The sequence below is a fragment of the Bacillus sp. RC242 genome (assembly GCF_044908245.1).
Classification (GTDB): domain Bacteria; phylum Bacillota; class Bacilli; order Bacillales; family Bacillaceae_G; genus Bacillus_A; species Bacillus_A mycoides.
In genome coordinates this window covers 101,434-125,663 of the sequence record NZ_JBIYCZ010000011.1, presented here as the reverse complement: position 1 = coordinate 125,663, position 24,230 = coordinate 101,434, and the positions used below count along the sequence as shown (strand labels likewise).

At 35.0% G+C, this 24,230-nt stretch carries 18 protein-coding genes and 3 riboswitches; of the genes, 2 read left to right on the top strand and 16 right to left on the bottom strand.

Annotated features, from left to right (window positions below; translation table 11 throughout):
• Positions 1-59 precede the first annotated feature (59 nt).
• From ABH957_RS20015 to ABH957_RS19965, 11 genes are all read right to left on the bottom strand, one after another.
• The gene (locus ABH957_RS20015; protein ID WP_404457651.1) at positions 60-206 is read right to left on the bottom strand and encodes a histidine kinase; all 147 of its coding nucleotides are present in this window, start codon (positions 204-206) and stop codon (positions 60-62) included.
• A gap of 112 nt (positions 207-318) precedes the next feature.
• Entirely contained in the window at positions 319-573 is a 255-nt protein-coding gene (locus ABH957_RS20010) for a hypothetical protein (protein ID WP_404512084.1), read from the bottom strand.
• 13 nt (positions 574-586) lie between these two features.
• Positions 587-901, bottom strand: a complete 315-nt coding sequence (locus ABH957_RS20005) for a thioredoxin family protein (protein ID WP_404457646.1) — start codon at positions 899-901, stop codon at positions 587-589.
• A gap of 11 nt (positions 902-912) precedes the next feature.
• Positions 913-1,284, bottom strand: a complete 372-nt coding sequence (locus ABH957_RS20000; RefSeq protein ID WP_404491627.1) for a DnaJ family domain-containing protein — start codon at positions 1,282-1,284, stop codon at positions 913-915.
• Positions 1,285-1,901: 617 nt separating this feature from the next.
• Positions 1,902-3,434 carry an ABC-F family ATP-binding cassette domain-containing protein gene (locus tag ABH957_RS19995; RefSeq protein WP_404457640.1) on the bottom strand — a complete coding sequence of 511 codons (1,533 nt, stop codon included), beginning with the start codon at positions 3,432-3,434 and terminating at the stop codon, positions 1,902-1,904.
• 443 nt (positions 3,435-3,877) lie between these two features.
• Positions 3,878-4,627 (bottom strand): ABC transporter ATP-binding protein, encoded by a 750-nt coding sequence (locus tag ABH957_RS19990; RefSeq protein WP_404491628.1) that lies wholly within the window; start codon positions 4,625-4,627, stop codon positions 3,878-3,880.
• A complete protein-coding gene (locus ABH957_RS19985; protein ID WP_404512082.1) occupies positions 4,624-5,622 on the bottom strand; it encodes an ABC transporter substrate-binding protein in 999 nt (332 codons plus the stop codon). Before ABH957_RS19985 ends, ABH957_RS19990 begins: the two co-directional genes overlap by 4 nt.
• Positions 5,619-6,392 carry an ABC transporter permease gene (locus ABH957_RS19980; RefSeq protein WP_002091231.1) on the bottom strand — a complete coding sequence of 258 codons (774 nt, stop codon included), beginning with the start codon at positions 6,390-6,392 and terminating at the stop codon, positions 5,619-5,621. The genes ABH957_RS19985 and ABH957_RS19980 overlap by 4 nt, the downstream gene beginning before the upstream one ends.
• Positions 6,364-6,684, bottom strand: a complete 321-nt coding sequence (locus tag ABH957_RS19975) for an MTH1187 family thiamine-binding protein (protein ID WP_404512080.1) — start codon at positions 6,682-6,684, stop codon at positions 6,364-6,366. Before ABH957_RS19975 ends, ABH957_RS19980 begins: the two co-directional genes overlap by 29 nt.
• Positions 6,685-6,785: 101 nt before the next feature.
• Positions 6,786-6,887: riboswitch (TPP riboswitch) on the bottom strand.
• A gap of 51 nt (positions 6,888-6,938) precedes the next feature.
• Positions 6,939-10,511, bottom strand: a complete 3,573-nt coding sequence (locus ABH957_RS19970; RefSeq protein ID WP_404512078.1) for a non-ribosomal peptide synthetase family protein — start codon at positions 10,509-10,511, stop codon at positions 6,939-6,941.
• 163 nt (positions 10,512-10,674) lie between these two features.
• Entirely contained in the window at positions 10,675-12,414 is a 1,740-nt protein-coding gene (locus ABH957_RS19965; RefSeq protein WP_404457633.1) for a methyl-accepting chemotaxis protein, read from the bottom strand.
• Between the two features lie 140 nt (positions 12,415-12,554).
• Positions 12,555-12,639, bottom strand: a riboswitch (cyclic di-GMP riboswitch).
• Positions 12,640-12,921: 282 nt separating this feature from the next.
• On the opposite strand from ABH957_RS19965, the gene ABH957_RS19960 reads away from it, so the two are divergent.
• Positions 12,922-14,235, top strand: a complete 1,314-nt coding sequence (locus tag ABH957_RS19960; RefSeq protein ID WP_219300385.1) for an anaerobic C4-dicarboxylate transporter family protein — start codon at positions 12,922-12,924, stop codon at positions 14,233-14,235.
• 127 nt (positions 14,236-14,362) lie between these two features.
• Here ABH957_RS19960 and thiE read toward each other — a convergent pair whose 3' ends face one another.
• A complete protein-coding gene (gene thiE, locus ABH957_RS19955; RefSeq protein WP_404512076.1) occupies positions 14,363-15,013 on the bottom strand; it encodes a thiamine phosphate synthase in 651 nt (216 codons plus the stop codon).
• 13 nt (positions 15,014-15,026) lie between these two features.
• Positions 15,027-15,836, bottom strand: a complete 810-nt coding sequence (gene thiM / locus ABH957_RS19950; RefSeq protein ID WP_404457627.1) for a hydroxyethylthiazole kinase — start codon at positions 15,834-15,836, stop codon at positions 15,027-15,029.
• A gap of 72 nt (positions 15,837-15,908) precedes the next feature.
• Positions 15,909-16,018: riboswitch (TPP riboswitch) on the bottom strand.
• A 228-nt stretch (positions 16,019-16,246) separates the two neighbouring features.
• On the opposite strand from thiM, the gene topB reads away from it, so the two are divergent.
• The gene (gene topB, locus ABH957_RS19945) at positions 16,247-18,436 is read left to right on the top strand and encodes a DNA topoisomerase III (protein ID WP_113937995.1); all 2,190 of its coding nucleotides are present in this window, start codon (positions 16,247-16,249) and stop codon (positions 18,434-18,436) included.
• 39 nt (positions 18,437-18,475) lie between these two features.
• On the opposite strand, the gene ABH957_RS19940 is transcribed toward topB, so the two are convergent.
• The 3 genes from ABH957_RS19940 to ABH957_RS19930 form a co-directional block, all read right to left on the bottom strand.
• Positions 18,476-21,451: a YhgE/Pip family protein gene (locus tag ABH957_RS19940; RefSeq protein WP_404491632.1), complete on the bottom strand. Its 2,976-nt coding sequence runs from the start codon at positions 21,449-21,451 to the stop codon at positions 18,476-18,478.
• Between the two features lie 305 nt (positions 21,452-21,756).
• Positions 21,757-22,548 (bottom strand): endonuclease/exonuclease/phosphatase family protein, encoded by a 792-nt coding sequence (locus tag ABH957_RS19935; RefSeq protein WP_404446821.1) that lies wholly within the window; start codon positions 22,546-22,548, stop codon positions 21,757-21,759.
• 4 nt (positions 22,549-22,552) lie between these two features.
• The gene (locus ABH957_RS19930; RefSeq protein WP_002140238.1) at positions 22,553-24,190 is read right to left on the bottom strand and encodes a PTS transporter subunit IIBC; all 1,638 of its coding nucleotides are present in this window, start codon (positions 24,188-24,190) and stop codon (positions 22,553-22,555) included.
• Between the last annotated feature and the right edge of the window lie 40 nt (positions 24,191-24,230).

Below are 24,230 nucleotides of genomic sequence, written 5' to 3'. Positions count from 1 at the left end.
TACTTATTTCGAAATTAAAGAATTGGTTAACTCCTTTTGATTTGCGTCCTCTTCTTTATTTAAGAAAATGTATTTTCAAACCAAACTCGACTGAAATGTATCGTTCCAAATTTAAGCCCGAGTTTAACAAAAAATACACCTCCAGCAACTAATAAGATTAATGCTACTTTCCCTTTGTTTTTTACTTTCGGTTCACTTCCCCACATTACGTTTATAAAATTTAATCAAACGTTTGTTTAACTGTTTTTATGCATATGTAAGCCAACTAATTAAACGTTTGTTTAAAAAGAAATACGCCCCCTATAGGGCGTATTCTCATCAATCACCGCCGCCTCCACCACAGCTACCTCCACTATCTCCGCCAAAAGCCCCTCCGCAATCATGTGAATGCCCGCCATCATGTGAACTATTACTATCAGATCCAGCAAAGAAAAATGATGGTGAGGAGGTGTTAGACGTACTATGTGTATTACTCTTTTTAGTAAGGTTTACTCTTCGATTATTTGATTTAACTGATGCTGCAATCATCCAAATTAAAGCACAAAATAGTAATGCCGCTATAACAAACCCCATATAAAAACCTCCCTTATTTTTTTACCAACTGAAGTACTCTCTCAATATTTTCAAGCGAAATAAAGCGCGATTCACGAAGGATCTCTTTTCCATTATGAAATAATAAAATTGTCGGCCCTGTAAATACCGCATATCGCCCTGCAATCTCTTGCATGTCTTGAAGTAATATCTCTACTTTCTCTACGTAATCATAATTCTCTAATACATAATTTACTTTCCGTAACATAACATCACAAACACCACAATTTTCCGTTTTAATAAACAGAAGTACTAATTGTTGTTCTTCAATATATGTCGCTAATTCTTCTATCGTTTCAAATGTATTCATCTTATTCCCTCTTAGCGTAATTTACGAAATACTTTATCTTGATACATACGAAATACTGAACTATCTTTAATCTTTCTCTTTTCCATTAACTGCTGAAAGCGCAGCGTTTTTACCGTTAACTCTTCTTGTAATTTTTTTCTCTCTGCCTCATCATAACAATAAGCGATTAAATCCTCTATTTTCAATATATCTTTTTGCATTTCCATTTCTGGTGGAATCATTCCTGCATTTTTCAAGATTTTATAACTCATTCTTAATTCTGGAGGTACCATTGAAAGATCTTCTAATTGTAGTGGTTTTCCTTTTCCCGGAATATTATCAAGATCACCATTCCGTATTGCTTGACGAATTTTTTCCTCAGCAATGTTCAAAAACACATCCACACTATCCCCTCCTTTACATATTTTCACTATTGTTTTACATGAAATTTCATCATCCTGCTACGTCATTCAAGATTGACTTCGTAAAATTTTCCCAGGTTTATCCTGCTATTTGCCGGGCAGTAAAACTCCCGATTGGTGAGGGCTGATAATCAGTGGAGGATGAACAAAACCCCCACTGATTAAAGTTTCACTTTATTTAAACGATAATCGAACACAAATTTTACGAAAAATCGAGAATGGATATTATAATAACCTATTATAATTATATTTAGTTTCTAATATGAAGTTTATGTGAAGTTCATCTGAATTTCACATGAATTCCCTTTAAGTTCTATTGTCTTCCCATACTAATCACATTATCCTTTACATATAGGAATCATTTCCATTCCGTTTCAAACTATCTATATATAGATACAAAGATAGTAGCCTATTAGGGAAAGGCATCTAGTATTATTATAAATATAACCAAAGAAAAAGAACTCTTATGGTGCGCTTATAAGCGCACCATAAGAGTTCTTTTTCATACAATTCTCATTTGAGAGTTCTCGAAAATCATGTTAATCACAAAGAAAAGGCATTAGCTCATAAAAGCTAATGCCTTTTCTTTGTGATTATTTTTAAACGTTCCATTCTTCAATATTCCATACTTTTGTTATCCACGCTTCATAGAAAGAAGGCTCATGTGAGACAAGTAAAACTGTTCCTGTATATTGTTGTAACGCTTCCTGCAAAGACTTCTTTGTTTCTATATCCAAATGATTAGTCGGTTCATCTAAAATTAAAACATTGCTTTTCGTTACGATAAGTTCACATAAACGCACTTTCGTTTGTTCTCCGCCGCTTAATAAACGAATAGGTTTTAATACGTGCTCTTCTTTCAAGCCACACTTTGCTAATGCTTGGCGTACTTCTTTCCTTGTCATATCTGGTCGTTCTGCCCAAACTTTCTCTAATGGTGTTGTTTCTGAAGCAAACTCTTCCTGTGCAAAATAGGCAGGATTTACTCGCTCACCAACAGAAATTGAACCACTTATCGGCTTTATTTGTCCTAATAACGTTTTTAACATTGTTGTTTTTCCAATCCCATTATGACCAATAATCGCAATCTTTTCCCCTTTTTTCACTTGAAAATCCAATTCCGGAAATAACGGTTCACCATAACCAATTTTCAGTTTCTCTACCTGTAATATACGACTCACTGGCTCAGTATAAACATTAAAATCAAAACGGGCGCGAGGTACATCGTTAACCTTTTCAACCTTTTTCATTTTCTCTAATACTTTTTCACGACTTTTCGCTTGTTTCGCTTTACGAATTTTATTTTTTTGAATAAAACCCTCTAAATGTGCAATTTCTTTTTGTTGTTTCGCATACGCCGCTTGTAATTGTTTCCTTTGTAATTGATAACTTTGCAAAAAGGTTTCATAATCTCCTACATAGCGCTTAACCTTTCGTTCTTCTAGATGATAAATAACATTCGTAATATTGTTCAAAAATATTTCATCATGCGAAATGATAATATAAGCTTTTTCATACATTTGTAAATAAGATTGCAACCATTCTATATGAGCTGTATCTAAATAGTTAGTTGGCTCATCTAATAATAAAACATCCGCTTTTTCTAAAAGGAGTTTCCCAAGTAACAACTTTGTCCGCTGACCACCACTTAACTTTGAAACATCCTTTTCCAATCCTATTTCAAACAAGCCTAAGCCGGTTGCTACTTCCTCAATTTCTGTATGAATTTGATAAAAATTAGAATTCTCCAATATAGTTTGTAACTCTCCATACCTTACTAACAATTTTCCTACTTCTCCTGCTCCAGCCATCTCTTCTGTAAGTTTTAACATGTCACGTTCCAACTCATACAGGTTAGAAAACGCACTTTGCAAGTATTCTTCAATTGTTATGCCTTCTTGTAAATCTATATGCTGTTGTAAAAAGCCAATCTTCACATGTGGAAACCATTCAATGTTTCCATCATCATGTATAAGTTCTCCTGTTAACAAGCGTAATAATGTGGATTTTCCAATTCCATTTTTCCCTACTAGCCCAACATGTTCGCCCTTTAATAATCGAAAGCACGCTTTATATAAAATGGTTTTCTCACCATATGAATGACTTACATTTTCTACTGTTAATATACTCATTTTTTCTCTCCTTTTCTTATGATCCATAAGCTAAATAGAGAGAACAACAGTATAAAGCCTTATTTAATTGTGCATATAAAAAATGGGTAAGGTGAATACACCTTACCCATTACATATTATCGTAAAAAAGGATTAAGGTTCTTTACCTGCTGTCTTCAATTTAGCTTAATCGTTAAAAATGGGCAGACTTCTCCCGTATCAAGCTAAAACCATTTGAAGAACAGTTGATAAAGTCATTTTATCCTTTCACTCCTTTAACATTTGTTATATTAAGAGTATAAACTACTCTGTTATATTCTATTCTCTATTTTTTCTTTTGTTCCTTCTTCCAATTTATCCGATGTTAATGAATCCACTATTTCCCCTATAGATTTCATCTTTCTCCTTCAATAGAAAAAAGCCTCTTAACAGCAATTATACTAAAAACTGTTAAAAGGCTTTTTCTATTTTTTCATATAAGGAGCTAATACTCTTAAAATTTCTTCCTTATCCTTCTTTAACTCAAGAGATGTTAACATATCCATCGTTCGCGGCCTAGGTAATTCCACTTGTACCTCGCCAACTATTGATGCTGGTCTTTGAGATAAAATAAATACGCGATCAGAAAGTAAAATTGCCTCATCTAAGTCATGTGTAACCATAACAATTGTTTGCTTTTCTTGATGCCAAGAATTTAAGAGCCAACTATGTACTTCCATTTTTGTAAATGCATCTAATTTTCCAAAAGGCTCATCAAGTAGCATAATTGGCTTTTCACATAAATATGTGCGAAGGAAACTAATTCTTTGACGCATTCCACCTGATAACTCATCTGGATAATGGTCCGCATATTCATCTAGCTCAAACTGCTTTAATGCTTCCATTCCTTCTGTCAGCCTTTGTTTTTTAGGCTTTCCTTCAATTTCCAATGAAAGAACGATATTTTGCAAAGCCGATCGCCACGGTAGTAATAAATCTTGTTGCGGCATATAACTAACAACATCTTGTTTTTTTACATACTCTTCGTTATAAAATACTTCTCCGCTCGTTGGCTCTTCAACACTTGCAATCATATTTAATAATGTACTTTTTCCACAACCACTCGGACCTACAAAAGAGACAAACTCTCCCTCTTGTATAGAAGCACTAATATTTGCTAATACATTCTTTCCATCGAAAGCTTTTACAATATCTTTTATTTGTAATCCACTCATTTTTCACTTGGAAGGAATTCATTTGTAAAGGCATCTTTTACATCGATTTTCTTTTTAATAACTTTGTTGTCATATAAGAAATTCATGTAATTTGTCCAAATCTCTTCCTTCTGTACTCCCCACGCTTTTGCATCATCTTGATACTTTGTACTTAACCACTTTTGGCTTTCTTGTACTAATTCTTTATTCACATCTGGAACAGCTTTAATTAAAATATCAGCAGCTTCTTTCGGTTCTTTAATTGCAAAATCATAACCTTCTGTCGTTGCCGTCATAAATTTTTTCACAAAATCTTTATCTTGCTTCGTATGTTTTTCACTTGTAATAATAACAGGACTATAGAAATCAAGCGCTGAATCTAAGTCTTTTACCATAATTGTATTTAACTCTTTTCCTTGACGCTTCGCTTCAATTCCATCCCATCCATAATAAATCCATTCAAAGTCTGCATCACGACCGATTGATTTAAAGAAATCTGTTTGTCCAAGAATAATTTTTTCAACTTTATTAAAATCAGCTTGATGTTTCTCCATAATCATCTTTAACGTCGCTTCTTCTGCTGGTCCCCCCCAGCCGCCGTAACGTTTACCTTCAAAATCTTTTGGTGACGTCATATTATCTTTTTTTAGAGATGCAAAAGCAGAGGTATTATGCTGAATAATTGCACCAACAGAAACAACTGGGATTCCTTCAACACGAGCTAATGTTACATTTTCTTGTGCGCTTATCGCAAAGTCTGCTTTCCCAGAAGCAATCATCTGCTCTGCCGTTACATTATCACCAGGCTGGATAATTTCTACATCAAGCCCTTGCTTTTTGTAATAATCTTTCGTTTGCGCTACATATAAGCCAGTATGATTCGTATTTGGAAACCAATCTAAAACGACTTTTACTTTTTTATCTTTACTTGAACTTTCTTCTTTCTTCGCCGGATTACATCCGGCAACAGTTACTGCTAATAATGCAGCTAACATAATTTTTAAACCTTTTTTCATTTTCTGCCGCCCTTTCTGTATATCCATGGTGCTGTTATTCTTGCCATAAATTCAACAATAAAGTACAGACATAATGTCACCATGACGATAATCGCTGCAACGCCAAATACTCGAGCCGTTAAAAAGGATTTTGTTGCTCTTGTAAGCATAACTCCTAATCCTTCACTGGCACCAAGCCATTCCCCAATAATCGCCCCCATCACACTATATGTAACAGCAATTTTTAAACCTGAGAAAAAGTATGGGAGTACTGCTGGAAACTTTACTTTCTGGTAAACTTGCCATTTCGTTGCCTTCATTGTTTGTAACAGTTTCAGCATATTTTTATCTACCGTTTGGAAACCTTCTAAAATGCTAAGCGCAATTGGGAAGAAACAAACAAGAATAACAACCATTACTTTTGGCAACATTCCGTATCCAAACCAAATAATAAATAATGGTGCGAGCACAACGATTGGAATTGTTTGCGAAATAACGAGCAACGGATTCATTAAAATCCGAAATAAAGGGATGACATCCATAATGATAGCAATACTCGTCCCAAGTAAAATTGCAAAAAACAACCCAATTATTACTTCCTGTAACGTTTGCACTGTATTCGGTAATAGTAAATCTTTCATTCCAATTAACTCTTGCACAATTGCAGAAGGCTTCGGTAAAATCCACGGCTCAATTTTAAATAATGAAACAGATCCTTCCCATATAGCAATGAGAAGGATAAGCCAAATTGTTGTGATTATTTTAGATCGCTTCTGGTTTTGCATATTCATCACGGTACTTCCAAACTTTTTCGTCAATCGTTACGCCCGTACTTGGACGATAGTGAATTTTAATAGAAGTGATTACTTCTTCTGCTCCAGCATCGACGCAAGCTTGTTGTGCGCGTTTAATGACTTCAAGAAGTACATCTAATTCTCCTTCCAACGTTGTTTCCATTGCCCCTACTTCATAACGAACTCCCGACTGTTGTACAACTTCAATTGCTTTATCAACAACGGAATACACATCTTTGTTCTTCGCTTGTGGTACTACTGAAAATGAAATTGTAACTTGTTGTGACATAATCAAATCCCCCTTACAAAATATGGTTCCCAAAAAAGAAAAGGCTTTCCTACCATGTAGGAAAGCCTTGTATACAAGTTATTCTATAATAACTTATGCTACATCACTTTAAAGTAACTCCCTACGCTGGCATTATCCAGATCAGGTTGAGGGTCGATGTATACTTACATCCTCTCAGCCAATTGGCTCCCCGGTTCTTAATTCGTTTTCATTGTAGCATGATTTATTTTATTGAACAAACAAAAGCGTACATATCATTTCATTATTTTTGGAAAATATCCAACTTCTTCACCATGAGCTAATAATTGCTGAATAAATTCTTTATTAATCGCTGGCACTACCAGTTCTTTTTTCTTAATCCATTCATTCGTTCTACGAGTACCCATTACAATTTCAGATTGCTGTGCTCCATCTCCTGCAACTTGAGAAGCAATTAGCTCTGCTATTACTTCATCTTCCTTCGCTAATATAAGCCCCATATTTATATATTGCGAGAGTGGAACCATTTCAAGATTGTATCCACATTCCTCAATTAGCTTTATAAAATGTTCAAATTCAATTTGATATGGGTGACAGATGTGTAACATTTCTCCAGCTATTTGTGAATCTTGTACATATGCTACAATCGATTTACTAGCAAAATCAATTGGTGTAAAATCAATTTTCCACTTTACATTCGGAGCTTGTCCAATAAGTAACATCGCTTTAATCAGACGATAAAATGCATTTCCTTCAATATTTTGTTGGAACCTTCCTGTTTTTGAATGACAAGCTAAGTTACCCGCACGATAAATATTTCCTCGTACACCATCTTTTATCGCTTCACGAACAAGGTTTTCTGCCTGTAGTTTACTATTAGAATACACATTCTCCAACACCACATCGTAGTTAAAATCACCTGTTTTTTCATATATATCCCATTGATTCATCGCTAATTCTATCGGAATACCAATTGTTGAAACAAAGTGGAATGTCGCTCCTTCTTCAGTTAACGCTAGCATACGACCCGTTCCTTGCACATTCACATTTTCAAACTGAGCCACATCTCCAAAATGTCTTACATCTGCACCACAATGAATTACAGTATCAACCTCGGAACGAATGACTTTAAATTCTTCCTCACTCATACCAAGATTCTCTGCCCCAAGATCACCAGGTACTGCTGTTATACGTTGTAGCCATTCTTTTTTTATATTTTCAAAGTAATTTGTTAATGTATTAACAATTCTTTGTTGTATATCTTGCGTTGGTCTTACTAAGCAATAAATATGTGCTGTTGTATCTTTTAGTAATTCATACAATATGTGAGAACCTAAATAACCAGTAGCTCCTGTTAAAAAGATATTTGAAACTTTACCGCTTTTCACTTCTTTTATATGTGAAATTGTTGCTGGCTCATGAATTACTTTATATTCACGGAATACGTCTTCTTCCTCTACTTTTAATTCCCTTTGAATTTGCGATAACCCATATATTGTGCGTTCCTGGAAAAAGTCTTGAATTGTTAAATGCGGGAAATCCTCTTTAAGCAAAGTTAAAACTCGTAATACCTTTAATGAATGCCCACCAACTGTAAAGAAGTCGTCATGGACACTAACTTTTGAGACACCTAATACATCAATCCAAGCTTTTGCTATTTTTTCTTCCGCTTCAGTAGATGGTGCGATATATTCTTGTGAACGAACTGGCTCATACTCTTCTTCCAGTTGTGCTAATCGCTTCACATCAACCTTTTTATTTGGTGTAAGTGGCAGTTCATTAATATAAATTAACTTAGATGGCACCATATAATCTGGTAATTGTTCTCTTAAATCGTGTATTAAGGTTTCCATAGCAACTTCATTAACAGTTGTATAGAAAGCAACTAAATAATGACTACCTTCTTCACTTTTCTTCGTAAATACAACGGCATCTTTTATCATTTCATATTTTGCAATTGTATTTTGGATTTCACCTAGTTCAATTCGGTACCCTCTAATTTTCACTTGATTGTCTTTACGGTGTAGAAATTCAATATTTCCATCTTCCAATATTTTAACAACATCACCTGTTTTATATATCCTACTATCGTAATTTAAGGGGTGTGGAATAAACACTTCTTCTGTTTTCTCTGGCTTATTAAAGTAACCTTTCGCGATACCTACTGATTCTATATATAATTCTCCTGGAATACCAATTGGACAAACTTTCATATTGTCATTTAATATCCAAACTTTATAATTATCCGCTGGCTTCCCAATTGGAATACTAGCAAATTTATCATTTAACTCCGCTGGAATTGGATAAGTAGTTGTTGTAATTGTACATTCTGTCGGACCATATGCATTATTCAATTGAACATGAGTACCAATTCTCTGTCGCCATAATTTCACTACTTCAGCAGTAAGCATTTCTCCACCAACTGCAATTCTCTTTAATGAATCCAACTTATATTTACTTTCATCTGGAAGGTATGTTGCTACTTGTTGTAAGAAAATTGTAGCTAATCCTAAAATAGATGTTGCCTTTTCTTTATAAATTGCATTTGCAAAAGCATCGACTGAAAGTCTTTGCTCATCTAATAAAACATATACATTTCCACCACAGAATAATGAAGCAAATAACTCCCAAATAGACGCATCGAAACTAAATGATGGAAACTGTGCAAAAACATCTTCTTCAGTTAATCCATAATGTCTTTGCATCCATGTACATAAATTAACTACCCCGCGGTGCGCAAGCATTGTTCCTTTCGGGTTTCCTGTAGAACCTGATGTGTAGATCATATATGCAATATCATCAAGATGAATTAACAATTTCACATCTGCATCTGAAAACTTTTCAATATTATAAAGAGACAACTCTCGAATGCCTTCATATGGAATTTTTGTTTCTTTTGTTAGCACTAATTTCGATTGGCTATCCTCAATAATATACTGCACCCGATTGGCAGGATAATCTGGATCGATTGGAATATACGCAGCGCCTGCTTTTAAAACCGCTAATAAACTTACTACTGTATCAATACTTCGTTTCATGAAGATACCAACATAATCACCTTGCTTCACTCCATTATGTAATAACATATGAGCGATTTGATTACTCCTTTTATTTAGTTGTTCATATGTTAATGTTCCTTCTACTGAAGACAAGGCTATACGATTTGAAAACTTTGTTACTGTTTCATAAAACATATCGGAAATACTCTTATTCGGATATGGTACTTCTGTATGATTTATCTCTTTATATATTGCTAACTCTTCTTCTGGAATAATATCCATAGATACAATACATTGCTTCTCGTTTGTAATTCCTTGCTGTAATACATACTCAATTTGCTCTATATAACGAGTCGCTGTTTTTTCTTCCAATTGCATTTTATTATAAGAAACCTCAAAGTAATTATTCTTTAACTCAATAAAGTTCAACTGACTATTTCTATTCTCTTTTCCTACTGTAACTGCAGGTTTCCCCCATTTCCCCTCATCATATTGTAATAATACCTTTTGTACTTCTTCCATGTTTTCTAACTGCACAATTTGATCATTAATTTCTACTTTTAGCTCTTCATAAGAAAGTTCCTCTGAAATCGTAATACATAACGGATAACTACTCTGTTCCATATAATGAGGAATCACTATACATTTTTCATTACTAACATGATGCAACCATACAAAAGTAGCGACTATTATATCTAACTTACTATGTTCGATCGCTTGTATATCCTTAATTTTCATCTGCTTATATTCGTTTACTTGAAAATCCTTCGGTATCATAAGTGGTTCATAATTTTGTTGTAAAAATTGTTCATATCTCTCCATATATGAACGTTTTAAGAAAATACTCATACTGAATCCTCTCGCTCTCCATAAAATAAAGTGAAACTTTAATCAGTGGGGGTGTTCATCCCCCACTGATTAAAATTCCACTTCCAACATCCTTAAATTCAGATATTAGACTATTGATTAAAGAAAGAAAGGTGCAGATTATATCTACACCTTATATTTTTTATTAACTTTTAAATTCTCCAATCAACTCTTGTAACTCCTGTGAAAGCCAACTTAAAGAAGTTGCTAATTCTGCTATATCTTGCACAGACATTTCTTGCTCCTTCATACTCTCTTCAACGTTACTACTACTGTTTGCATATGTATTTGCAATATGGGATAGCTCATTTACAACTTGTACAATATTTTGGCTATTTTGCAGAATATCACTTGAATTGCTAGAAACGGCTCTAACTTGATTTGTAACAGATTGTGCTGACTTTGAAATTTTCTCAAAGAAGGCACCACTACTTTGAACAAGTGCAATTCCAGACTCTACTTCTTTTGAGCCTTTCTGCATCGAGACTACCGCATCTTCTGCTTCAGATTGTGTTTCCCCTATTAATTTAGCTATGTCTTTTGCTGACGCTTCCGTTTTCTCTGCTAATTTACGAACTTCATCTGCAACAACTGCAAACCCTCTCCCAGCTGTCCCAGCACGTGAAGCTTCAATGGAAGCATTTAAAGCTAATAAATTTGTTTGATTTGAAATGCCAGTAATTACAGTTACAATATCACTAATTTCTTTTGATCTTGTTTCCAATGAATAAATGATAGAAGATAAATCTTGTACTGCATTTTGGATTAAACTCATTTGATTAATGATTTGTTCAATAACTCCATTACCCTCAACTGAATGTTGCTCCATACCTTCTGAGGAAACTGCAACTTGTTTGGCAGCCCCTGTTATTTCTTTCATCTTATTTCCCATCTCATGTACAATACTTAAACATTGTTGTACAGAAGCTTCTTGAGACTGAGCACCAGCTCTTAATCCTACCATAGAGCTTGCAATCTCCTGAACTGCCATACTATTCTCCTCTGTACTTGCTGACAATTCTTGTGAAGATGAAGAAACTTGTTCGGCCGTCTGCTTCACTTTATCTATAATTCCTTTAAACTTCTCAATTGTAGTATTAAAATACACATTAATAATACCAATATCATCTGGTCTTTCTTCTAATTTAATACTTAAATCTCCTTCACCCACTTTACGCAATCCTTCACGTAAATCTCGTAATGGAGCAAGTGAATTGCGCACAATCAAGAATTGAATAACTGTCGCAATTAAAACTGAAATACATATAAACATTAAACCTTGCATAATAAATTTCTTCTTTGTACTAGGAACAATAGAAGCATCTACATCAGCTGCAACAATTGCAACAATATTTTCTTCTCCGTCTGTAATCGGCTCTAATATCGTTACCCAAAATCCTAGTTCATCTTCATATACTTCCGTCATTTGTACTTTTTTTGTTGCCATTACTTTATCGTATGTTTTCATCCAACGAGCCGGTTGTTCATAATAATCTCCCGGTTTTACTGGAACAGCGTTTGCTAACTCTGTAGTCAAACCAAATACTTGTAGCTCACCTTTTGTATTTGGTTTTGCCCCAATAACATACGTTTGTCCAACACTTTTTAATTCTTTGGTAACTTCATCTAATTGCTCTGTTAATTTCGTTCTCTTCTCTTTTTCTGCTGTCGGATCTTTCGCAACATCTCTCACTACTTCTGCATCTAATTTATGTAATACTGCATCTCCTGTTTCAATAGACTGTCTTTCAAATAAAGACATCATACTACTTTGAAACATGTTAAAACTTAACGCCCCCATACTACCAACAAGCGTCAAGATAACTAGTACAGTTAACAATACATTTTTTTGAAGAAACGATAGCTTGTGCCAATATTTTTTCATTAACATCACCTTTCTCAATTCACTCCATCTAAAATGAAACTATCCACACATAAACACACCAAACTGATAACGATTCTCAAGTTTATATATATAAAAAAAAGACCAATGAAAAGAGCATTGGTCAAGACCAACCCTATCCGTCCGGTAACTGGCTAGCGTAGCCTTTCGACCTTAGCTCCTGTAGTTTTGCGTCCTAATGTTTCCATCAGTTTGCCTTTCTCGCTGAACGAGTTGAACGATATGGGAGTTCTATGAGAATTAAATTATTCTCTATCAAAGATTACAACATAAAAATTAAAATGTCCACCTATTTATAGATATAAATATAAAGTTTTAATGTATTATTTTTTCGAAATAATTTAACAAAGTACGTGAATGTTACATTTCTTGTGTTATATAATAAAAAATGTATATAATACAAGGATTATTTCGGATCATTACTTAATTTCCACTCAAATCAAACTATTCGAATATATCTTAACTTACGAATTTCGGAGGTAGTTTATCATGTTTTGGCTACAATTTCTTACGTTACTAATCTGCATTTTTATTGGTGCACGCCTGGGCGGAGTTGGTCTAGGAGTAATGGGTGGCGTTGGTATGGCAATACTTGTTTTCGTCTTCCACTTACAACCTACAGCTCCTCCTATTGATGTAATGCTTATGATTTTAGCAGTAATTACAGCTGCCGGTGCTTTGCAAGCTGCTGGAGGAATGGATTACCTTGTCTACCTTGCTGAGAAAGCATTACGAAAAAATCCAAAGCGTATTACATTTTTTGCTCCTATTGTTACTTATTTATTCACGCTATGCGCGGGAACTGGTCATGTCGCTTATTCTGTACTTCCCGTTATCGCCGAAGTATCTCGCGAATCAGGAATTAGACCTGAACGACCAATGTCAATTGCCGTTATCGCTTCCCAGCAGGCAATTACAGCTAGTCCAATATCGGCTGCAACAGTTGCGCTTTTAGCAATGTTAGCCGACTATAAAATCACCTTGTTAGATATTTTAAAAGTCAGTATCCCTTCTACTTTTATTGCTTGTATGGTAGCTGCATTCGTTGCTAGTAAAATGGGAAAAGAATTAAATGAAGACCCTGAATACTTGAAGCGATTAAAAGAGGGAATGATCCCTAAACTTGAAGAAAAAAAAGAATTTTCGGGTGTAAAAGGCGCTAAATTATCAGTTATCCTTTTCCTAGTAGGAACTTTCCTTGTCGTACTTCTTGGTTCATTTGAAGCCCTTCGTCCGGGATGGATGGTTGACGGAAAGTTAGCTCGTCTTTCCATGCCAAACACAATTGAAATGGTCATGTTAACCATTGCTGCTCTTATTATTATTTTCTGTAAACCAAATGTGGAAAGCATTGTAACTGGTAACGTCTTTAAAGCAGGCGCAACAGCAGTTGTTGCTATTTTTGGTATCGCTTGGATGGGAGATACTTTCTTCAACGGAAACTTAAATATAATTCAAGGATCAATTCAACACTTAGTGACAAGTGCACCATGGTTATTTGCTATTGCACTATTCATTCTATCTATTTTACTGTATAGCCAAGCAGCAACAGTTCGTGCTTTAGTGCCACTTGGACTATCACTTGGTATTCCGCCGGCATTACTTATTGCGATGTTCCCTGCAGTAAATGGATATTTCTTCATTCCAAACTACGGGACAATCGTTGCTGCAATTAACTTTGACCGTACTGGTACAACAGGAATTGGTAAATATGTTTTAAATCATAGCTTTATGATTCCGGGCCTGATCGCAACCTTTACTTCTATTGGAATTGGAATGCTCTTAATTTCAATTATGTTTTAAAGAAAAAGCACAAACCTTTATTTAAAAAGGTTTGTGCTTTTTTAATCAAACGTTTGTTTAAACTTTTTTGGCAGTCTATTCCTCCATATAGCATTTAAAATATTACATGGGCTTTTTCTACAAACTCTTATTTACTTTCCTCAACTAATTTCTTCGTACTTTCATACGCAGATTCCGCTAAGCTAATCGCTGAAATAACTGAAACACCATCCGCACCCGCTTCTATAACAGAAGCTGTATTTTCAATTGTAATCCCACCAATCCCAACGATCGGTATTGTAATCTCTTGTTCCCTAAAATACTTTAGACCTTTCGTTCCTTGAACCGCTTTTGTATCTTTTTTCGTACTCGTCGGAAAAATTGGACCAACTCCTAAATAATCGGCTCCATTTTCAATCGCCCAGCGTGCTTCTTCAATTGTATGTGTAGATACTCCAATAATTTTATCTCCCATTTTTTTACGAACAGATGTAATTCCTTCATCATCTTGTCCAACATGCACGCCATCTGCATCTAACTCGAGGGCTAGTTCCACATCATCATTTACGATGAATGGTACATCGTACTCCTTGCAAAGCGCTTGCAGTTCTTTCGCAAAATCAATACGTTTCTCTCCCGTTAAAGCCCCTTCCCCCTTTTCACGAAATTGAAAAATTGTTATACCGCCTTCAAGTGCATCTCTCAATACTTGTAGTGGCTCCTTCGTACAATTGTTACTTCCCATAATAAAATATACTCGTAATAACCTAGACATTTCATCCATTGTAATGCGCGACATCTAGTTCCCCTCCTTACTGTATAACCTCAATCTTTCCATACTTCTCAATATCATCTGAAGTTGTATTCGCTAACTGATTTAAAAATTCAATTTGAAAGCTTCCTGGTCCATTCTCTACTGTTTTCGAAGCCGCTATTTCTGCTGCTACTCCATAGAATGTTAATGCCGCTACTGCTGCCTTTACATAATCCTTTTCTACCGCTATAAATGCTCCTATTACAGAAGTTAGTAAACAACCTGTTCCAGTAACTTTCGTTAAAATAGGATGGCCATTTCGAATAAGAATAGTTCGCTCTCCATCTGTAACAACATCTTCTTGTCCAGTAATTATCGCAACTGTATTTAATTCATCCGCTGCCTGTTTTGCAATATTTACAACATTACCGTTTCCAGTACCAGCGTCTACACCTTTAATTTCCCATGTCTCATTAATAACGTTAGCTATTTCAGCTGCATTTCCGCGGATAACAGCTAAATCGATTTCAGCTGGAATATATCTCGCAACTTCTGTTCGATAAGAAGTTGCTCCTGCCCCAACTGGATCAAACAATACTGGTACATCATTCGTATTTGCTGATTTACCAGCAAGTAACATCGCTTCTACCTCTTCAGGACGAAGTGTACCCATATTTAAAACAAGGGCTCCCGCAATGCTAGCCATTTCTGCTACTTCTTCTTTTGCATACGCCATTACAGGTGATGCTCCTAATGCTAACAAACCGTTTGCTGTAAAATTTGTTACAACAACATTTGTAATATTATGAACGAGTGGATTAGATTCTCTCACCAAATCCACTACTTTACTAATTTCTTTCATATTCATCCTTCTCATCCCCTAACTATAGTGATGGGAGATACACAAAAAGACACTTTGCGCGTACGCAAAGTGCCTGAACATGTGCTTTTACACTCTCCCTACGCTGGCATTATCCAACAGGTTCAAATGGTCAATGACGGATTAGTCATACTCTCAGTTTGCATCCACAAACTCCCATGTGTTTAGTATTCATCTACTTCAAAGTCTACTCTTATTCTAATAAAATAACAAGTTCTTTACTTTTATAAAATGATAGAGATCATAACTCTCCTAGTTCAACCATTCTTCTCCTTTATATAAGTAAAACTCTCACACGTATATTTCATCACAAATAACTCAAACCGTCAGCAAGACTGAATAGAACAAAGATGTATGCTATATTTAACGTATGGAAATTTGAAAGGATGTTTTTAAATATGGCAAAAAGTATTGTAATTGCTGAAAAACCTTCTGTTGCACGTGATATCGCACGTGTACTGAAATGTGATAAAAAAGGGAACGGCTATCTTGAAGGTAGTAAATATATTGTTACTTGGGCTTTAGGTCATCTCGTTACATTAGCTGATCCAGAAAGCTATGATGTGAAATATAAACAGTGGAATTTGGAAGATTTACCAATGCTACCGGAGCGTTTAAAACTAACCGTTATTAAACAAACAGGGAAACAGTTTAACGCTGTAAAAAGTCAGCTTCTTAGAAAAGATGTAAATGAAATCATTATAGCTACTGACGCCGGTCGTGAGGGGGAGTTGGTCGCACGCTGGATTATCGATAAAGTTAAAATGCAGAAACCGATTAAACGTCTATGGATTTCATCTGTTACCGATAAAGCAATTAAAGATGGCTTCGCAAATTTAAAACCAGGAAAAGCATATGACAATCTATACGCTTCAGCTGTCGCACGTTCAGAGGCTGACTGGTATATCGGACTTAATGCGACTCGAGCATTGACTACTCGCTTTAATGCCCAACTAAATTGTGGTCGTGTTCAAACACCTACTGTAGCCATGATTGCAAGCCGTGAAGATGAAATCAAACATTTCAAAGCTCAAACTTACTATGGTATCGAAGCTCAAACAGCTGAGAGATTAAAGCTAACTTGGCAAGATACAAAAGGAAATAGCCGTAGCTTTAATAAAGAAAAAACTGATGCAATCGTGAACAAAATTAGTAAGCAACATGCTACTGTTGTAGACATTGATAAAAAACAAAAGAAATCGTTCGCCCCTGGTCTTTACGATTTAACTGAACTACAACGTGATGCGAATAAAATATTTGGTTATTCTGCGAAAGAAACATTAAACATTATGCAAAAATTATATGAACAGCATAAAGTTTTAACGTACCCTCGTACAGATTCACGCTATATTTCATCTGATATTGTCGGCACACTTCCAGAGCGTCTGAAGGCTTGCGGAGTCGGAGAATACCGTCCTTTAGCACATAAAGTATTGCAGAAACCTGTAAAATCTAACAAATCATTTGTTGATGATAGTAAAGTAAGCGATCATCACGCAATTATTCCAACAGAGAGCTATGTAAACTTCTCAGCTTTCACAGATAAAGAACGTAAAATTTATGACTTAGTTGTAAAACGTTTCTTAGCTGTTTTATTCCCAGCCTTTGAATATGAACAACTAACATTGCGCACGAAAATTGGTGATGAAACGTTCATCGCACGCGGAAAAACGATTTTACATGCTGGTTGGAAAGAGGTTTATGAAAATCGATTTGAAGATGATGATGCAAGCGATGATGTAAAAGAACAAATCTTACCTCGCATCGAAAAAGGCGATACATTAAACATAAAACTAATTGTCCAAACATCAGGTCAAACGAAAGCACCTGCACGTTTTAATGAAGCAACATTACTTTCAGCGATGGAAAATCCAACAAAATACATGGATACGCAAAACAAACAACTTGCTGACACGTTAAAGTCAACTGGTGGATTAGGTACTGTAGCTACACGAGCTGATATTATCGACAAGTTATTCAATTCGTTCTTGCTTGAAAAACGTGGTAAAGATATTCACATTACTTCAAAAGGCCGTCAGTTACTTGATTTAGTGCCAGAAGAACTGAAATCTCCTACACTAACTGGTGAATGGGAGCAAAAGTTAGAAGCTATCGCTAAAGGAAAATTAAAGAAAGAAGTATTCATTTCAGAAATGAAGAACTATACGAAAGAAATTGTTGCTGAAATTAAATCGAGTGATAAGAAATATAAACACGACAACATTTCAACGAAGTCTTGTCCAGACTGTGGTAAACCAATGTTAGAAGTAAACGGTAAAAAAGGTAAAATGCTTGTATGCCAAGATCGCGAATGTGGTCACCGTAAAAATGTATCCCGCACTACAAATGCACGCTGTCCTCAGTGTAAAAAGAAACTAGAACTTCGTGGTGAAGGAGCAGGCCAAATTTTCGCATGTAAATGTGGCTATCGTGAGAAACTTTCTACATTCCAAGAGAGACGTAAAAAAGAATCCGGCAGCAAAGCTGATAAACGCGACGTTCAAAAATATATGAAACAGCAGAACAAAGAAGAAGAACCATTAAACAATCCATTCGCAGAAGCATTAAAGAAATTAAAATTTGATTAAATAAAAAGGTTCCTACCTCTATCGGTAGGAACCTTTTTATTAATGAATGATTTTACTTCCTTTTGCATTCTCAACGAATTTTTCACTTGATTTGTTAATTGGTGTTTTCAGTAATAACGCAGCAACAATCATAACTACTACGAAAACACTTAACACAAGTAAATCTCTAGTTACTATATCCCAAAGCATTCCGCCAACTGTTTCACGAATTGCACTAATTGCATATGTGAATGGTAAGAACGGATAAATCGCTTGGAAGAACGGTGGTGTCATTTGAATTGGGAATGTTCCGCCTGATCCTGCTACTTGCAGTACAAGTAAAATGATCGCCATCGATTTCCCAACGTTTCCGAAAATAGAAACGAGTGAGTATACGATACAAACAAAGACTCCCCCAATAAATAAACTAAATAACACAAACCAGAACTTATCGACTACGTACGTACCGAGTAAGAATATATCTCCCATTGATACGATAAACGCTTGTGAAAGACCTATCGTTAAGAATGTTAATAAACGTCCGAAGTAAACTTCATGGCTCTTATAATTCGCGCCCTCTTCGTGTACTTCTACCGTTAATAATGAAACCATTAATAATGCGCCTACCCATAATGCAAGCACTGTATAGAATGGTGACATTGCTGAACCGTAGTTCGGCATTGCAAATAATTTATTCTCTTTTAAATTTACTGGATTTGCAAAGTAGTCACTTTGCTTTTCAACATCATTCTTTAATAAGCGTATGATGTCTTTTATATCCTCTTCAGATTCAAAATCACGAATTTTATCTGCTAATTCTTTAATCTTTTTCTCAGTAGCTGGCATTTCAGCTTTAATATCTGCAATTTTCTTTTGACCATCTACTAAGCCTTTTGATGAATCTTCAAGTAATTTTTTCACATCTGGAAGCTTCTTATCTGCCTCGCCTAAAATTTGAGATGTATTTTTAGACATCTCTTTTGTACGAGCAATTGCTGCGTTAAAGTTTGGAACGATTTCTGAATCATATTTAGCTAAAATGTCACCAATTTGGCCCGAAACATTTTTAGACACTTGATTAATACTTTCAATAACATCTGCTGCTGGTTTTTGACCTTTATTAATAGCGTCAATTCCTTTATCAGTTAAATCGATTCCTTTTTGCAAACCATCTTTTACTTTATTTAACTTAGCAATTGTGCCATTAAGATTTTTATCACTATTCACATCGCCCAAAACTTTATTTGTACTTTCCATAACCGGAATCATATCATTAACTAAATTCCATCCTGCTTTGAACTGTCCATTTAAATCATTTAAGGCTACTTTTGTAGAATCTAATCCATTAACACCTTTGTTACTTAAGTCTTCTCTTGCTTTTTCAAGCTCCGTTTTTAATCTGCTGTAATCATTTACAGCCTTATCATATTTTTCTCTACCATTGTCTAATGCTTCATTTGTTTGGTTTACTAAATCATTTGCCGCTTTTATATCTTGATTTAAATTCCCTCTTAACTGCTGAGCATCTTCTTTTACATTTTCAGCTTTGTTTTTCAATTGCTCAGCTGTGCTTACTGCTTTTTCGAAATCTGCTACAAACGTAGCATTATAATCTGCTTCTGCTTGATTTACCAAGTTATTTATTGCATCTAATTTTTTATTAGTAGCGTCTCTTACATCTTGTTTCACTTCTTGCCCTGTACCAATAATATTGGCAATATCTTTAACGCCACCATTTGCATTTTCAATAGCTGATTTAAGGTTTGTTAATTTTTCTATTCTCTTTTGGAAGAATTCTTTTCCAAAATCAGTTGATGCAGACTCTTTAAATTTAGTAAAGACATCAATTAAATATGAAACACTATCTGCTCGACCTTGCAACGTCTCAGAAACCTTATTAAGATCTTGTTTCGCTTTTTCCGGATCCAAATTACCATTTTGCAACCCGTTTATAACACCTTGTGCATAAGTTGTTCCGACACGTATCGAACTAAAAACATTATTTACAGTTTGATCAATATTTTTAGCAATATTTTTATACCCCTCACCATTCACTTGCGGTAACGCTGGAATTTCTGGTATTTGTGGTACTTGCGGAATAGTTATATTGGGCAACACTGGGAATTTAGCCGGATCTGGAAGTGTCAGATTAGAATCAAATGATGGATTTTTTAAGAAATCCGTAATTGCTGCCGCACTATCTAAACCTTGTTGCATTACAATTAAATTATTCTTAATTGTTCCAGGTGCACGCTTCAATGTTTCATCATTTCTCGCAAAGAATTTATCTAAATTCCCTAACGCCTCTTGCCCATCATTCATAACACTTTCTACAACTGGCAACTCTTTTTGTGCTACTTTCACAACATCTTCTGCCCGAGTCGCATCATCTAATGCCTTATCCACAAGTGTATTCATTTCTGGGAACTGTGCTTCTAACTTAAATACGAGATCCTTGACCTTCTCAATACTCGGTAAGTTAGTTTCTAAATCGATTCCAAGGTCATTGAAGATTTTAAAAATCTCACCGTTTGCTGTTTTAACAAAGTTTTTACTAACCTCTTCTGTAAGACCCGATGCACCTTTAGCTGTAATTTTCGGTGCAATCGCATTTACTTTTTCATTTACATAGTAATCAAGTTCTGGTTTCTGTGGATTTTCATTCAAGACCGTTGCAATCTTTTCAGAAAAATCTTTTGGAATAGTAATACTTGCGGAATAATCTCCACGCTCTACTCCATAAATTGCTTGCTTTTCATCAACAAACTTCCACCCGAAATTTTTGTTCTTCTTAAGTGAATCTACAATTTCTTCCCCGATGTTAATATCTTTCCCTCTTAAATTTGATCCAACATCTTGGTTAGAAACTGCAATTTGGATTCCTTTCGTATTTCCGTAAGGATCCCAAGAAGCTTTAATGTTAAACCATGCATATAACGATGGTAAAATCATTAACCCTAAAACAATAACAATTGCAGCCCAATGTTTGGCTACATTCCGTAAATCTGTCTTATAAATACGCCAAATTTGTTTCATAAAAGTTATCACCTAATTATATATTTTTCCTTCTTTAGAAAATGATACATACATTTTGTAATTATATCACTTTCTACATCGTGGATTAAACGAAAACATACTATTTTTCCCATTAAATATTTCACTTACTTCATTATATAACGAAGTAAAAAAAGTATGCATACAAAATGACCAAATTAGTTTTACATTCAATAATAACAAATATATAGGAAATGTCATAAAAAATACAAGTATTTTCTCTTGGGAATACTTGTATTTATCAAAAAATCCTCACAGCTTTTCATTATCTGTGAGGATTTCTTCTATTATATATCTAATTGTACTTCTACACCGAAATGGTCAGAAATTACATTTCGATTTGTTCCATTAAAAATGACTTTTGAAGAATTAACTGTTTTACTTTGATTGCTTAATATTAGGTCGATTCGTAAGTTTTGTTTATTTTCATCCCAACCAGCAATCTCTCCTTGGACAGTTGTTCCTTCATCCTTCTCTATCGCTAGTTCATATGTGTCATATAAACCTTTTTGCATCATATACTCATAACCCTCTCCTTCCAAACGAGCATTGTTATTAAAATCACCCATTAAGAAGGAAAGTTCATTGCTATTTACACGCTCCACTAAACGATCAACTTGGCCTTTGAATGATTCTTCTTCATCATTCCACCAACCGAGATGGCAAGAATAAAACGTTATATTCTTATCATTATAAGCAATTGTTGCACTTACAATTTTGCGTGTTTTCCAATACGTTGTATCCTTATTTTCTGAGACAAAGAACGTATCTTCCTTTACAATGTTGTGCTTAGTTATAATTGCTAATCCTTCTTCGTACACATCATATCCAATATGAGAGAAATCCCAAATAATATTGTATTCTTTTACATTTAATGCTCTTAACTCTTCTAGCAGTAAAAGCCCAAAATTATCTTTTTTCTTGTTACCGCATACATTTTCAGCTTGTATAGACTGACTTACTTCTTGCAATGCGATCACATCATAATCTTCTTCTTGAATTGCTTTAGCAAGATACTTTATTTTTTCAATTTGATTCTCTTCTTGCCAAGAGTGACAATTTAAAGTTAGCAATTTCATATTATTACGCACCTAACATATCTTGAATATCTGACTTTAATACGTCAGCTTTCGGGCCATATACTGCTTGTACACCTTTATCTTTTACAATAAGTCCTAAAGCACCATTTTGTTTCCATTGTGCTTCTGGTGCAACAACATCTAAATCTTTTACTGTTATACGTAAACGTGTCATACAAGCATCCACGTCAGCAATATTATCTTTTCCGCCCAATAAATCAATAACTTTTGTTGCTAATGAACCATCTTGTACATTTCCTGTTCCTTCTGTTGACTCATCTTCATTATCAATATAGTTACCTGCACGCCCTGGCGTTGGTAAATTGAATTTTTTAATTAAGAAGTTGAATAACGTAAAGTTAAGGCCGAAGAACACTAATGAAACAATGACAAAGTTGATTAAATCTCTCGTTAAACCTGCATTGATCATCATTGGTGTACGTGTAATTAACTCAATAAATCCAAATGCATGAACACGTAAATTAATTAAATCCGCTAATGCGAATGCAAGTCCTGTTGTAATTGCATACACAACATATAATACTGGTGCAATAAACATGAACATGAATTCAATTGGTTCTGTTACACCTGTTAAGAATACTGCTAATGCAGCTGATAAGAACATTGGTTTATATTTTGCACGTTTTTCTTTATCAACATTACGGAACATCGCAAACGCAATCCCCATTAACGCTGCCGTTGAGCCGATAACTTGTCCAGCTTTGAAACGAGCTGGTACAACGTTATTTAATAAATCGTTATATGCTTTCGTATCTCCATTTGCTAATAAGTTATTTAAATCTGTAATCCATGCAAGCCATAACGGATCTTGTCCCGCTACAATTTGTCCAACCTTTGAGCCAGTTAACATCGTATATGTTCCGCCTAGCTCTGTGTAGTTCATCGGAATTGTTAACATATGATGTAATCCAAATGGTAATAATAAACGTTCTAACGTTCCATATACAAACGGTGCAATAACTGGTGCACTATCTTTAGATGCTGCAATCCAGCGACCAAATTCATTTAATCCACTTTGGATAAATGGCCATACAAGTGATAATACAATCGCAGTGACTGTAGACCAAACAATTACAACGAATGGTACGAATCGTTTTCCATTAAAGAATGCTAATGCCTGTGGCAGTTTATTATAATTGTAGTATTTGTTATATAAAGTAGCTCCTAAAAAACCTGTGATAATCCCTACGAAAACTCCCATGTTTAATGCTGGTGCACCAAGTACAGAAGTAAAGTAATCTTTTACAAGTAAATCTCCTGCTAAAAATGAAGAAACTGTCGCTTTTGAATCCGTTAACATTTGAGCGTTTACGCCAAATATAGCTCCTGTAATTCTGTTTGTTAAGACGAATGCTAATAGTGCTGCAAATGCACCACCTGCTCGATCCTTCGCCCAAGATCCCCCAATTGCTACTGCGAATAAGATGTGTAGATTTGTAATAATTGCCCAACCGATGTCTTCCATTACTCGAGCAATTGTATGAACTGCGTTAATATCCCCAGCAGACATCCCAATTAACTTACCGATGGAAATCATTAAACCAGCTGCTGGCATTACAGCTACAACCACTAATAATGCTTTCCCGAACTTTTGCCAAAAATCAAAAGACGTAATTTTCATCTGTTCTTCCTCCCCTTTATTTATAACAACATAATGATTT